Raw genomic sequence first — 12662 nt, 5'->3', positions numbered from 1 at the left:
GCAGGATTACCCGCTGTTGCCATTGCATTGTTCGCCTTTTCGACCACCTGCCACCAGGATGGAGGCCATTGATGGTCCGGAAGTCGCTCTCCCGAATGCCTGAATGCCACCGTTCCGAAATTCCAGATTCACGGCGACTCCCGGCCGCAACGCTGTGTTCGCCACCGCGACGATGCCCCACCATTCGGTCGACCAAATGCTCCGCCACGGGCTTCTCGGACAAGCCCGACTACAGCTGTGTTGAAGAGTCCTGAAACTGGTGCAGACGATTTCTGGCACCATTCAATAGACATATCGAATGCGGGCACCTAGGCCACGGGGACAGCCGTCCAGCAAGTTCCTTTGACTCGAAACACTACAGATGCGAGACGGGTCCAGATACGAGATAAGTCACCTGCCGCTCGTCGGGTGAACAGGAGGGATCTTTTACGTCTCCTATCCCATGGGTTGCGAGGCGTCTAGTCCAACCGGTCGAAGGCTGATCAAATGATGGGTTCGTGCGCGCGATGGTTATCTGTTGCGTCGCGTGATCGCTGAGTTGGTACCGCGGGGCAGCGTGTTCGTCAACGACCATCTCGTTAGTGTTGCCAGATGACCGAATATCGCGCTGTTTTCGATGCAGAGATTGTGTTTTCGAACGAGGGTGGTCTTCAGGCCCAGAGGTTCCGGGTCGACGTGCCCGGCCCTGATGTGAGCAGTGAAGAAATCGCCCGACTGTTCGTCACTTCGCTCGATCTGCTCATGACCGAAAGCGCCGTTGTAAAGAACGTCCGGATCATCGAAGAGGCACACAAGGGCACGAGGGGTGGTCCCGGTGACCCGCGGCGCCCTGTCTGATCCGTTAAGACTAGCCGGATTCACCGCAGTGATACCGCGCGCTTCTGAGGTGGAGATGCCTCGTGGCTCGCTACTGGAACCTCAATTACCAGAACGCGAACAGGCGAACGTGAGCAACTCAGACAAGGGGCAATCTCATCTCGGAATCCTACAGATGCGAGACAAGTCATCTGCCGCTCGTCGGGGGAACAGGAGGGATCTCCTACGTCTCGCATTTCATGGGTTCGGGTCCCATTAGGAGTCACAAGGATCGATTCAGCCCACCCTAATCTTCTGCGTTATAGCTCTAGGTTCGAGAACTCCCGGCAAGAACTTGATCGTCTCCTAACGTCCACCGATCCACTGGGGAGCGGCACCCGAGAATGATGGACCCGAACACGGGCCAGCTACAAGAGATAAACTCAGTACTCCCTTCGAGAGAGAAGCTCATGAAAAACAAGAATGCTCCTGATGGCGAATACACCGACCTGGATACTTCTCACGAGCATCCAACGGACACGAGCGCGACCTCGTCCTGAAACAGGATCGTCGCACCGCTGAATGCTCTACCGCGGCGCGCGCTCGCTCCGAACTATCGCGGAGTCCACACCGAGCGGTCGCGGTGGGCGAACACTGCGAACCCGACTGGGTCGCGACCGAGGACCTGACGGACATCGTCGGTCAGGCCCGCGGCCAGGCCCAGCCGGGCGGTCGTGTAAATCGCCGCAGTGACGAGGACCATGCCCCATGGCATTCCTAACTTCCTGCGGGCATGCACGATATACCGCAGGATGCCGGGCCGCGCGTAGCGGATCGGCCGGCCCAGTTCGTGGGTGAGGATCTCGGCAATCTGTGCATAGGTCAGCGCTTCATTCCCGGTCACCGTCCACGCGGTGTCCACATGCGCTGACGGATCCAGAAGCGCCGCGGCCGCAACGGCTCCGACGTCTTCAACATCCACGAATGCCGTCGCTCCGTTGCGTGCGGGGACCATGATCTCGTCCCGGTCGCGAATATCGGTCAGATGGGTGGTGGACAGATTTTGGTGGAAGAAGGATGCTCTAACGAAAGTCCATGCCACGCCTGAGTCACGAAGCCACGCCTCGATCGCCGCGTGCGGCACGATGGTGTTCTTCTCTGCTCCCTGCAGCGACAGGAACACGATTTGCGAGATCCCGTGGTCGCGGGCGTACTCCAACGCCGGGATCATCTGACTTTTCGGTTTCCCCAGGTGCGGCGGGCGCATGAGGAACATCTGCTGCACCCCCGCAAAGGCGGCTTCCCAGGTAGTTGGGTCGGTGAAGTCAAGAGCAACGGCTTCCACCCGGTCGCCGAATACCCGCCGAACCGACTCGACGCTACGACCGGTCGCCCTCACTCGGGCGCCACCATCCAAAAGCTCCTGCACAACCACCCGACCCACATTCCCGGTCGCGCCGGTGACCAACACCGGATTCTTCCACTCTCGTGCCTGCATTGCGCCCCATCGCCGTCTCCGAGACCTGCACACGTGGGATTCTTCCCCCATGACAGCGTCGGTATGCCCAGTCTCACACCGAAAATAGGCCGGCTGACCCGGTCTCACGGTTTATGCGAGTTGTGCCAGCCAGGTCAATGCAACGGCGTCACGCTCGGGGGGTGCCACTGTGTCGTCTTCGAACTGCGGCCGCGCCCGGATATCGCGGAGTGCGACAACACCCATACAGGGGATGGCGAGTAAGTCACCTTCACGGAGATCGTCGGGCAGCTCCACCATGCCGCGACCGAGACCGGGGGTTTCGTGAGATTCGCCGGAGAGCAGAATCGCGGTGCTGCTCTTGACCGTCGAGGCTCGCCCGATGAGTCGGGTTTCCCGCCACGTCGCGTCCACATTGTCCAGGCACGCGTCGATGAGGACCACACGTGCGGCGTCGAAGTTCCTCAGAACCGCAGTGACCTGCACGACGACGACGGCGGCGTCCCGGTACGGCGATCTCCGCCCGTGAGTGGCGGGGATGACGGCGGTAGCAGTATGCACGCACGGGGTTTGGCACACGTCGACGAGCCGCAGCATGGACACGCCGGAGACGATGACATCAGTGGTGGTGGCGTGTGAAGATTCGGGCCACGCATCGATGTAGAGAGGATCGGCGAGCGTACGCCGGAGGGACGGCATCATCGCGGTGAGAGTCATGAGCCAGACCTCATTCCCAGATCGCTGGGTCTAAGGGGCTCCAATGTGGGGCTGTCAGGAGTAGTCATTCTTCAGTCCTAACGGACACCCGGGCGCAACACCGGTCCCCTAACGGAAGACATACGGGAAGTTCACGGAAATCAACGGTGCGGCGGTGGGGGAGGAGGCGGTGTAAAGCACCCGGCAAGCACAATGGGGCGTGAGTTTCAGCGTGCCGTTTCCGGCAACGAGCACGTCACTGCTCTGAGCATCAGGGGCGCGCAGACCGGCTGCGCACCTCGGCTGCGACCGAGGTGAGGGCCTCGGTGAAGGCGGCGAGCTGATCGGCATTCAAACTACTGGTCGAGGCGGCGAGCATCTCCGAGAAGTCCCGGTGGATGCCGCCCATCACCTCGTGCCCGAGCGGGGTCAACTCCAGGTAGAGGCTGCGCCGGTCGCCGGGGTGATCCACCCGGTGCAGCAGGTCCGCGTCGACTAACCGGCGGGCGATCGCGGTGATCGCGCCCGTGGTCATGCCTAGGTGTGCGGCCAGCTCCTTGGGCGTGATGCTCACCGACCGACCCACCCGGAACAGGGCGCGCAGCTCGGTCGCGCTCACACCGACATCCTGCGCGATGCGCTGGCGGTTAGCGTCGAGGGCGCTCACGAATGCAGTGGCCGCCGCCGGAAAACCGGTGAGGGTATGCGCGAGTGCTTCGGGTTGGGTCATGTCTCCTCCGGCCTACGTGGGGCCAAGCCCCGCCCACGCGGCGTTGTGAAGTAATCGTACCCAATTCACCCCAAACAAGGTGAAAATGTAGTTTACTGAGTAAGTCACTTAGTGGCTAAGGCAAATCAGGCACCGTCAAAACCGATGGAGTAGATCATGATTCCCGATATTCTCTCGCCCGGCCAGTACGACACGGTCTACAACTCCTTGTCCCTGGTCATCGCCGCCCAGCTGTTCACGGCGGTCTTTCTGCTCATCTCGCTGCCACGCATCCTGCCGCGGTATCGCCAGGCCATCACGGTGGCAATCGTCGTCTGCGGCATCGCGGCCTACCATTACTTCCGCATCTTCGACTCGTTCAAGGCGGCCTTCGTGACGGAAGGCGTCGGCGGCCAGGCCGACTACAGTCAGGCGGTCGGCGAAGGATTCAACGAGGGCTACCGCTACGTGGACTGGCTCCTCACGGTACCGCTGCTGCTGGTGGAACTCATTGCCGTGCTCGCATTGGCCCGGTCCGTGCAACGTGGGCTGCTAGTGCGGCTCGTTCCGGCCGCCGCGCTCATGATCATCCTCGGCTACCCCGGAGAGATCAGTGGCGACAACGGCATCCGTGGCCTGTTCGGGCTGCTGTCCACCATCCCGTTCGCCTACATTCTCTATGTGCTGTTCGTGCAGCTGGGTAAGTCGCTGAACAAACAACCCGTGGGCGTGCGCCGCATCCTGAGCCAGCTGCGTTTCTTGCTGTTGCTGAGCTGGGGTGTCTACCCGATTGCCTATCTGTTGCCGTTGCTGGACATCGCCGGTCCTGATGCCTGGGTCTACAAACAGGTCGGCTATTCGATCGCCGACATTCTGGCAAAGGCCGTCTATGCGCTGATCATCTTCCAGGTGGCACGCATTAAGTCTTTCGACGACGACCCCACGTTCGCCGGTATTGAGCGCTCCCGCGATGAGGCGCCTGCGCGCGTCTGACTTTCTGGCGGTCCACGATCTTGCTGGGCGTGGCTTTGTCAGCAAGTGTGTCGACATCGGCGCTAAGGCCCCGACGGGTGACTTCGAATGGGCAGGTCACTCGTTGCGGTTCTCCGCGTGATGCAGATACTCCGCCGGCAAGTTCTGGGTGGTGTGGTTGGTGCGAGGATTCTTATGCGGTTGTGACTGGAATGCGGATGCGGAGCTTGCTGGGCTCGATCCAGGCTTTGAAGGCAACGGCTTTGCCGAACGCGTCGCCGTCGAGTTCTATTTCCTCGGGTCGAGAGAAGCGTGCGGTGAACTCAGAGCCGGTTTCATAGCGCAGGTCGCCGTCGTTCTTCTGTTCCCCGGCGAGGGCCTTGCCCGCTTTGGTTCGACGAACGATGCCGTTGGTCCAGGCCACTTTCACCCATACCCTGATCCAGCCCAGTGCACCGCCTGGCCGGGTCATCATGACATCGAACAAACCGTCATCCAGCACTGCTTCGGGCATCAGCAAGATATTGGCCGGCAACGATCCGCAGTTGCCGAGGATCAGGGTGTGCACCGTTGCTCGCTTGGCAGCGCCGTCGTTGATCTGGAATCGCATGTGCAGCTCATCCGGGTCACGCAGAGACTTGACGATTGCTTTCACATAGGCTGCCCAGCCGGCTTTTGCCTTGAGATCTTCGTCAGTGTTCGTGATCATCTTTGCGTCAAGGCCCAAACCTGCCATCACCACGAACGCGTGCTCGTCGCGCGACTTGTCGTCTCGCTCGATACGAATCATGCCCAGATCAATTGCGCGATCCTCACCGGTGAATGCTGCGCGCACGCTCTCGTGCATGTCACTGAGGGTGAGGTCGAGATTGCGCGCGAGGAGGTTGCCCGTTCCGGAGGGTATAAGCCCAACCGGCACGTCGTGCCCGCGAACGGCCTCGATGACAGCGCGCACGGTACCGTCACCGCCGGCGACGATGATCAGATCAACGCCGAGTTCCAACGCTTTCGCGGTCACGCCCTGGCCGACATCGTCGACGGACGTTTCAAACCAGACGCTCTCAGACCACCCCCCGGCCGCTGCCTCCGCATTCACAGCGTTTCGGAGGGCATCGAGATCGACCTTGACGGGGTTGTAAACGACAGCGGCGTTCCGAAGCGTGACATCACTCATTGAGCCACTGTAAACCAGGCAGTACAGAGATGAGCATGCTCGCAGGGAACGAATCTGCGCTCTAACCTCGCGCTTGTCGCCGCACAGGATTTATGATCGTCCCGGCCGCGTGTTTCGGGCTGCCGCCGTAGGTCGATGAAGGGACAGCCGTGTCGAAGTCGAAGAAAACAGGTGCGGTCAAGCGCGTTCCGAAACCTCTATACGAGGACGAGCTGGAACGGTTGCAAGCCGAGCTCGTAGGCATGCAGCAATGGGTCATTGAGACCGGGGCGCGGGTGCTGGTCATCTTCGAGGGTCGAGACGCCGCGGGCAAGGGCGGCGCGATCAAGCGGATCGTCCAATATTTGAATCCGCGCTCCGCCCGGGTCGTCGCACTTCCCACTCCGAGCGAGCGAGAGAAGGGCCAGTGGTATTTCCAGCGCTACATTGAACGGCTTCCCACCGCCGGGGAGATCGTCTTGATGGACCGCTCTTGGTACAACCGTGGTGGCGTCGAACGGGTGATGGGATATTGCACCGATGAGCAATACCGTCTGTTTCTCGAGCAGGTGCCCTTGGTGGAAAAGATGCTCGTTGACGAGGGGATCATTCTGGTGAAGTTCTGGTTCTCTGTGTCTGACAAGGTCCAGGAAGACCGGTTCCGTTCTCGACTGGAAGATCCGATGCGCCGGTGGAAACTCTCCGAGACGGACCTCTTTTCGATTACCCGCTGGGAGGACTACTCGCGAGCCAAGGATGACTTGTTCGCTGTCACGGACCTTCCGTTTGCACGGTGGTGGACGGTTGAGAGCGATGACAAGCGTGCGGCACGAATCAACTCAATCAAGCACCTTCTGTCCAACATCCCCTATGAGCACCGGGTGCCGGACGAAGTGACTATTCCCGATCGCCCGGAAGCAAATGACTACGAGCGGCCCCCGAAGGATGAGGCGAGCCTGGTCACTGATCACGCCAACACTCTGAAGAAGAAATAGGGAGGTCTCATGCTTCGCGCAGGGTGCCCCGCGGCTCGCAGGGCGTCAGGCGAGTTCACGGTGACCCGGCGGGTTCGGCGGGTCAGCTCGGCGTCGAAGTAGCGCTTTTGAGCGCCAAAGCAGATCGCCGACCTTCCAGGCGCAGTTCCATTTCGCTCATGACCACCGCAGCGAGGTCGCCGAGGGTGGCGAGTTCCTCTTCCGAGGCCTGGCGCGGTTCGAAGTCGAGAACGCACAGAGTGCCGAGGTTGTGTCCGTCGCGGGTGCGCAACGGCACCCCGGCGTAGAACTGGAGGCCGAAATCGCTGGCGACGAGGGGATTAGCCAGCGTCCGGGGGTCGAACCGGGCATCCTCGACGACCCAGGGCACGTCGTCCAGGATCGCCGAGGCGCAGAGCCCCGGGTGCCTCTCAATGTGGTCGATCTCCAGACCGTGGTGGGACGTGAACCAGATCCGGTCCTGGTCGACGATCGTGACGAGCGCGACCGGAACGGAGAACACTCGGGCGGCAATGGCCGTGACGCGGTCGAAGGCCCCGTCGGCCGGTGCTTCCGGCAGTCGATAGCGCGCGACCGCGAGCATCCGGGCTTCCTCGGTCGAAGGCGCGGAAATCGCCGCCACATCTCGGTGCCGGCCGGTCTCGGCAGCGACCATCTGGCGAAGCGCCACGACCAGATCGTGGATGGAGGGGCGGTCCTTCGGGTCGCGGGCGGTCATTGCAGCCAGCAGCGCCCGCCATTCCGGGGCGATGCCGGGCGGAATGGAGGGGTCTTTTCTGAGCCGGGCCAGTGCCGACGGGATCGGGTCGCCGGGAAACGCGATGGTGCGAGTGAAGCACTCGAGAAGAACGAGCCCCAGCGAGTAGACATCGCTGGCCGAGCCGAGCGTCTGACCCCGCGTCTGTTCGGGGCTGAGGTAGGCGGCCGTGCCCGTCGTCACGGCGTCCGGGTCTCGGCGGTCGATGGCGCCTACCAGGGCGATGCCGAAATCGGTCAGCTTCGCGCGGTATCGAGCGCCGCCGTGGTTGTAGTCGACAAGCAGGACGTTGGCCGGCTTGACGTCCCGATGCACAACACCCCGATGATGGATGTACTGCAGGCCTTCAGCCAGGTCGTAGCCGATGTGCGCTATCTGACGAGCCGAGAGAGTGCCCCGCTCGAGCTGGACCTTGAGATCCGCGCCGGTGACGAGCTCCATGACGAAAAAGACACGTGGCCGGCCCACATCCGTGCGGTCGACACCCGCATCGAGCAGGGTGACGAGGCTGTGGTGGCTCAGGCTCGCCAAGAGGTTCACTTCGTCTTCCTGACGACGGATGTCCTTCTCGGTTGTCGCGGACGCCTCGAAGACCTTCACCGCGACATCACGACCCAGCGTTTCGTCCCTGGCGCGGTAGACAGAGCCCTCGCCGCCTCGACCGATCAGTTCCAGCAACCGGTAACGTCCGCGTAGTCGCGGTGGTCCGGCTGCGGTGACCTCAGGTGAGCGCCCGGCCAATGTGATTGCGTCCATAGTGAACCCTTGTTTCGTGGCGCCTCCACCACAGGCGGTCCGGAGTATCCACTTCTAAGACGTAGCTCGAGGCGAATGTGTCACGCCCGCCACCAAAATTGCGGGCTGCATTTCGCATCTGCGTGTCTGATCGATTCCGTTCGGCAGCGTCGGACGGACTCCTTCGGCGGAGCGGGCTCTTGAAGATTGCTATCCGTCGGTACGATCGATTTCACGACTTGAGTGATTCAACCGGCAGCCCGGCGTAGTCTGCTGCGAAATACTGGCCGGCGGACTTGGGAGGACGACGGTGGTGCCGTCCAGACGGCCGTGTACCGCCAGAACAGGCTGCGCCGCAGGGTGATACGGGGCAGCACCCGTCGGGCAACGGCCTTGACCTCGGCGTATGTTTCCGTGGGCGGCTGGATGGGGGAGCGCATGTGAGCGGGCAAGCGGACGGCCGGGCGCGGGTGCAATGCCAAGCCGACCAGTGGATTGAGCAGTGTCGAGATCAGCGACAACGGGATGTCGCGAGCGGTTTCACGGGCGACGCCCACGATGACCAGACGGCCTCCTGGAGCGACGAGCAGGCTCGCTCTGCGCAGAGTTTCCTGAAGGGGGAGGTGGTGGAGTACCGCCACGAACGTGATCAGGTCATACGGGGTGTCGCGGACTTCGGCCCACGTCGATCGGCTGATCACCACGTTGCGGAGCTCCCGCGTGTTGTAACGCGCCGCTTCTACGCTGGCCGGGTCTGGTTCGATGCCACGCACGTCGGAGAGCTCGCGGGACAGGCGTTCGACCAGATGCCCGGTGCCACAACCGACGTCGAGTGCGCGTGACCCTCCGCGGAAGTGAACGCGTCGGGCCTGATAGACGATCCAGCCTGAGTAGGCATCGTTGTGCGACCAAGGATGCCGGTCGTTGAATCGGCCAAGCGCCTGAAGTACCGGGGAGGTCAATTGTGCCATCACGCGTCACGATAGCGACTCCAGGACTGGAAGGAGCAGCCGGAACTGTGTCAGCGGTGAGGCGATCGATTTCAAGACGCGCAAATAGCCCTCTCCGAGTCGGACTGGGGGAGATGACTCTGCGGAGCTCGCAACGTCATCCTCCGTGGCCGGTCGTTGAAGCTCTCGCCGCAAACACGATCGCGTTTCCGAACTTCTTGGCGTGTGGAGTGGTCAGGCTGCCAGAAGGCCCGGGCGCTCCCACCGTCCGTTACTGACTGCTCTGCGGGCGTTCGCTAATGACGAGTGTCGTGGTCGTCGTGGTCGTAATATTCCCGACTTCCTGACTTAGCGAGGCCGCGGCTGACCATGTAACCGATGGTTAGGAGCGTGGCGTAGAACCAGGCATCCTGAGCGCCGAATCCCTCACCGTCGTCTCCGTTGTCCACCATGGCCGATGCGATGAACAACCCGACGAGTATGACCACATACGCAATGAACTCAGTGGTCTTGAATGCAGCCTTCGTCTCAGTTGAGAGCCGCGTGACGCGGCCCCTGTTGGTGGTGTTGCTCATGGTACGTTCCTCGTACTTTCAGCTTGTCATTTGGTGCTTCAGAAAAATGCAATCACAAGTCGCAAAAGTTGGCAATAACTCATTTTCCCCTTCTCGGGCGTCCTGAGGTCGGTCGGCGCCGCTGCGACGGTCGATCTCACGAGGCCCTGGTTTGCGGCGCCACAGCGTTGTCGCCGTTCAGCGATGCGTAAACGAAGTCTCCGGGCCCACGAACCCTCGAACCGGACGCTCCTTCTTTATCGTTTCTTCGTCAAACCTGCATCGAGAAGCGCGGGTGGAGGAACCAGAGTCATGACAGGACATTCCAGCAGGAGGAAGTAATGGTCATGAGCGAGTGGCCGATTCTCGCCGGAATTTGTGTGGTGTTCGTCGTTCTCGGGGTGTGGGCGATTGCTCGGATCTTCCCCATAAACGGCCGAGGCAAAAACACACCACCAGGGGACGCAGTCCACCCAACCGAACCCCAGAGAAGAGAAGGTCCATGAACGGGCACAACCACGGTGGCAAGTCGCATCTCATCGGCATGATTCTGATCGGTGTCGTTATTCTCGGCGGCCTGCTCGTGGCCGGAAGATCGATCGGCGAGGCACTTCCCCTCGCAGCGGTTCTGGCGTGCCCCGTGACGATGATCGGGATGACGTTCATGATGATGCGCAGCAAAAACAAGGACGCTGCCGCCCCGCGGGAATCACCCGTCCACAGCGACACCGGCTCCAACGAAGCCGCGAAGACTACGACCCAGGCTTGACCCTCGGGCGTCCGCCCGTCCGCCCGTCCCCACGGCATCGGCACGGCGGTGAGTCCGTGCACTTTTGAAGGAGCAATACATGGAGCAGGCCCTGCTCTCCACCACAATCCTCGCCTCGTTCTTAGGCGGCATCGTCGCCCTGCTGGCCCCCTGTTGTGTGTCGGTCATGCTGCCGGCGTTCTTCGCGTCAAGCTTCCGCCGTCGCGGCCAGATCCTGGGAATGACACTTGTTTTCGCTGCCGGTGTCGGCACGATCATCCTGCCCATTGCGTTGGGGGCCGCGATCGTTAGCCGCGCCCTGGCGCAGTACCACTTCTGGATTTTCAGCGTGGTGGGAATTGCCATGGTCGTCGTAGGTGTCGCCACGTTGGTGGGGTGGAAGTTGATGCTCCCGATGCCGTCGGGGAAGAGTTCAGGGTCAGGAATCGGTTCCGTGTACGGGTTGGGCGTGTTTTCTGGCGCGGCGAGTGCTTGTTGTGCACCAGTCCTGGCCGGAGTTGCCGCGATGTCCGGGGCGGCGTCGTCGATTTCTACGGCAGCGCTGGTCGGTATTGCCTACGTCTTCGGCATGGTCGCTCCGCTCTGTGTCCTTGCGCTGGTGTGGGATCGGAAGGACTGGAGCAATAGCCGGCTGCTCACGGCGCGCACTGTCGCCCTGTGGCCCGGCGGACGACGGCTGCCGCTGTCGAGCCTGTTGTCCGGTGGCTTGATGCTCGGGATGGGTATCGTCACCATGATCATCGCGGTTCGCGGCATCGGCATGGCGCCCGACGGCTGGCAGGTTCGGGTCACCGCCTGGCTCAACCACACAGCTGTGGTTATTCAGCAGTCCGTCGGCTTCATCCCCGGCTGGCTCTCGGCCCTCGTGGTCTTCGTCGCCCTCGCCACCCTGGTGTGGAAGGCATTGCGCGCCCGACGCCCACAGGGAGGTCACACCTCGTCCGCGACAGAGCCAGATACGGCAGAGCAGGTAGCGGCCGGTTCGACCGCTCCGGCCTGTCACGACACCGCAAAGGAATCACAGTAATGGCATCACGCAACAAGAAGCGCGCCGCAGCGATGCGGCCTCTGAAAATGAACGCCAACCGCCGTGCCGTGCTGATCGGTGCCGGCGTGGTCGTGGCCATTTTCGGCGCCTTTTTCCTTATTCTCGCCCAGGAGCCCTCCGGACCCGCCCAGCCGGCCCAGTCCGCTCCTATGGTCAGGAGCGACGATGCGGCTGACTACGCGGTGGGATCTCCGGGGGTGGGAGAGATGGCCCCGGGATTCGCAATGGAGTCCACATCGGGGGACACCGTGGATTTGACTGACTACGCGGGCAAATCGGTGCTCTTGTACTTCCATGAGGGACTGGGCTGCCAGCCCTGTTGGGACCAGATGCGTGACCTGGACGCCGAATCCGATCAGCTCACTGCCGTCGGAGTCGACGCCGTGCTCACAATCACCAGCGGGCCGGTAGACCTGATCGCGCAAAAGATGGAAGATGACAAACTCGCCTCCGTCGCCCTGGCGGACACGAAGATGGACGTCATAAAAGAGTACGGGGCGAACGACTACGGCATGATGGGCGACTCCCGCGCCGGACACAGCTTCATCCTTGTCGGGCCTGACGGCACCATTCAGTGGCGAGCCGACTACGGTGGCGCCCCGGATTACACCATGTACGTGTCCATGACCGACCTTCTCGCCGACATGACGGCTGCCGGGGTGAACGGATGATGATGGTCACCGTCCTGACCCAAGAGGCCTGCCCCTCCTGCGTGAACGCGAAAAACACCTTGGCGCAACTCGCCGACGAGTATCCCTTCAACATCGTGGAGATTCCGTTGGCATCAGCCGAAGGCCGAGATCTTGCGAACCGGGTCGGCATCGTTTTCGCCCCGGGCATCTTGATCGACGGCGAGCTGTTCAGCTACGGTCGCTTGTCCGAAAAGAAATTGCGCCGCCATCTCTCCTCAGTGGAGTGGCCCACCACACGCCCACCCGCGGGCCCCAGCTGACGGAGGCATAGGCGAACGCACTGGCGAGCTCGTCATTGAAGTTGACGGTTACACCCAGTTCCAGCTCTCCCCGCAGGCAAGGACGGTAGCGCCTATGGAG

General features: G+C 61.9%; 15 protein-coding genes. 7 read left to right on the top strand and 8 right to left on the bottom strand.

The features are described from left to right. Positions 1 to 591: 591 nt before the first annotated feature. The gene (locus tag E3O60_RS15505) at positions 592 to 837 is read left to right on the top strand and encodes a hypothetical protein (RefSeq protein WP_088456559.1); all 246 of its coding nucleotides are present in this window, start codon (positions 592 to 594) and stop codon (positions 835 to 837) included. Positions 838 to 1408: 571 nt separating this feature from the next. On the opposite strand, the gene E3O60_RS15500 is transcribed toward E3O60_RS15505, so the two are convergent. The 3 genes from E3O60_RS15500 to E3O60_RS15490 form a co-directional block, all read right to left on the bottom strand. Then, positions 1409 to 2293, bottom strand: a complete 885-nt coding sequence (locus E3O60_RS15500; RefSeq protein WP_134498568.1) for an NmrA family NAD(P)-binding protein — start codon at positions 2291 to 2293, stop codon at positions 1409 to 1411. 111 nt (positions 2294 to 2404) lie between these two features. Then, the gene (locus E3O60_RS15495; RefSeq protein ID WP_134498566.1) at positions 2405 to 2989 is read right to left on the bottom strand and encodes a hypothetical protein; all 585 of its coding nucleotides are present in this window, start codon (positions 2987 to 2989) and stop codon (positions 2405 to 2407) included. Between the two features lie 250 nt (positions 2990 to 3239). Continuing rightward, positions 3240 to 3698, bottom strand: coding sequence for a MarR family winged helix-turn-helix transcriptional regulator (locus tag E3O60_RS15490; protein WP_088456556.1), 459 nt, complete (start codon positions 3696 to 3698; stop codon positions 3240 to 3242). A 156-nt stretch (positions 3699 to 3854) separates the two neighbouring features. Between E3O60_RS15490 and E3O60_RS15485 the strand changes: the two genes are divergently transcribed. After that, positions 3855 to 4670 (top strand): bacteriorhodopsin-like, encoded by an 816-nt coding sequence (locus E3O60_RS15485; RefSeq protein WP_088456555.1) that lies wholly within the window; start codon positions 3855 to 3857, stop codon positions 4668 to 4670. Here E3O60_RS15485 and E3O60_RS15480 read toward each other — a convergent pair. Both E3O60_RS15480 and E3O60_RS15475 read right to left on the bottom strand, forming a co-directional pair. Continuing rightward, positions 4597 to 4770, bottom strand: a complete 174-nt coding sequence (locus E3O60_RS15480) for a DUF3618 domain-containing protein (RefSeq protein ID WP_088456554.1) — start codon at positions 4768 to 4770, stop codon at positions 4597 to 4599. The two genes, E3O60_RS15485 and E3O60_RS15480, sit on opposite strands and share 74 nt — an antisense overlap. Positions 4771 to 4842: 72 nt before the next feature. Continuing rightward, entirely contained in the window at positions 4843 to 5823 is a 981-nt protein-coding gene (locus E3O60_RS15475) for a diacylglycerol kinase family protein (protein ID WP_134498564.1), read from the bottom strand. 149 nt (positions 5824 to 5972) lie between these two features. Here E3O60_RS15475 and ppk2 point away from each other — a divergent pair, with 149 nt between their 5' ends. Continuing rightward, complete coding sequence (gene ppk2, locus E3O60_RS15470; RefSeq protein ID WP_088456552.1) at positions 5973 to 6797, top strand: polyphosphate kinase 2; 825 nt, start codon at positions 5973 to 5975, stop codon at positions 6795 to 6797. 82 nt (positions 6798 to 6879) lie between these two features. On the opposite strand, the gene E3O60_RS15465 is transcribed toward ppk2, so the two are convergent. From E3O60_RS15465 to E3O60_RS15455, 3 genes are all read right to left on the bottom strand, one after another. Further along, positions 6880 to 8310 (bottom strand): protein kinase, encoded by a 1431-nt coding sequence (locus tag E3O60_RS15465; RefSeq protein ID WP_088456551.1) that lies wholly within the window; start codon positions 8308 to 8310, stop codon positions 6880 to 6882. A 227-nt stretch (positions 8311 to 8537) separates the two neighbouring features. Next, entirely contained in the window at positions 8538 to 9260 is a 723-nt protein-coding gene (locus E3O60_RS15460; RefSeq protein WP_134498562.1) for a bifunctional 2-polyprenyl-6-hydroxyphenol methylase/3-demethylubiquinol 3-O-methyltransferase UbiG, read from the bottom strand. Positions 9261 to 9535: 275 nt separating this feature from the next. Next, on the bottom strand, positions 9536 to 9814 hold the full coding sequence (locus E3O60_RS15455) for a hypothetical protein (protein ID WP_088456549.1): 279 nt from the start codon (positions 9812 to 9814) through the stop codon (positions 9536 to 9538). Positions 9815 to 10295: 481 nt separating this feature from the next. On the opposite strand from E3O60_RS15455, the gene E3O60_RS15450 reads away from it, so the two are divergent. The 4 genes from E3O60_RS15450 to E3O60_RS15435 all read left to right on the top strand — a co-directional run bounded on the left by E3O60_RS15450 (position 10296) and on the right by E3O60_RS15435 (position 12562). Then, positions 10296 to 10562, top strand: coding sequence for a hypothetical protein (locus E3O60_RS15450; protein ID WP_088456548.1), 267 nt, complete (start codon positions 10296 to 10298; stop codon positions 10560 to 10562). Positions 10563 to 10641: 79 nt separating this feature from the next. After that, positions 10642 to 11589, top strand: a complete 948-nt coding sequence (locus tag E3O60_RS15445) for a cytochrome c biogenesis CcdA family protein (RefSeq protein ID WP_134498560.1) — start codon at positions 10642 to 10644, stop codon at positions 11587 to 11589. Beyond that, the gene (locus E3O60_RS15440) at positions 11589 to 12281 is read left to right on the top strand and encodes a peroxiredoxin family protein (RefSeq protein WP_134498558.1); all 693 of its coding nucleotides are present in this window, start codon (positions 11589 to 11591) and stop codon (positions 12279 to 12281) included. Before E3O60_RS15445 ends, E3O60_RS15440 begins: the two co-directional genes overlap by 1 nt. Further along, positions 12278 to 12562, top strand: a complete 285-nt coding sequence (locus tag E3O60_RS15435) for a thioredoxin family protein (protein ID WP_088456545.1) — start codon at positions 12278 to 12280, stop codon at positions 12560 to 12562. Before E3O60_RS15440 ends, E3O60_RS15435 begins: the two co-directional genes overlap by 4 nt. The last annotated feature ends 100 nt before the right edge of the window (positions 12563 to 12662 follow it).

Origin of the sequence: Cryobacterium sp. TMB1-7 (genome assembly GCF_004402435.1) — a bacterium.
Taxonomy (GTDB): Bacteria; Actinomycetota; Actinomycetes; order Actinomycetales; family Microbacteriaceae; genus Cryobacterium; species Cryobacterium zongtaii.
This window is presented reverse-complemented; position numbering and strand designations above follow the sequence as displayed.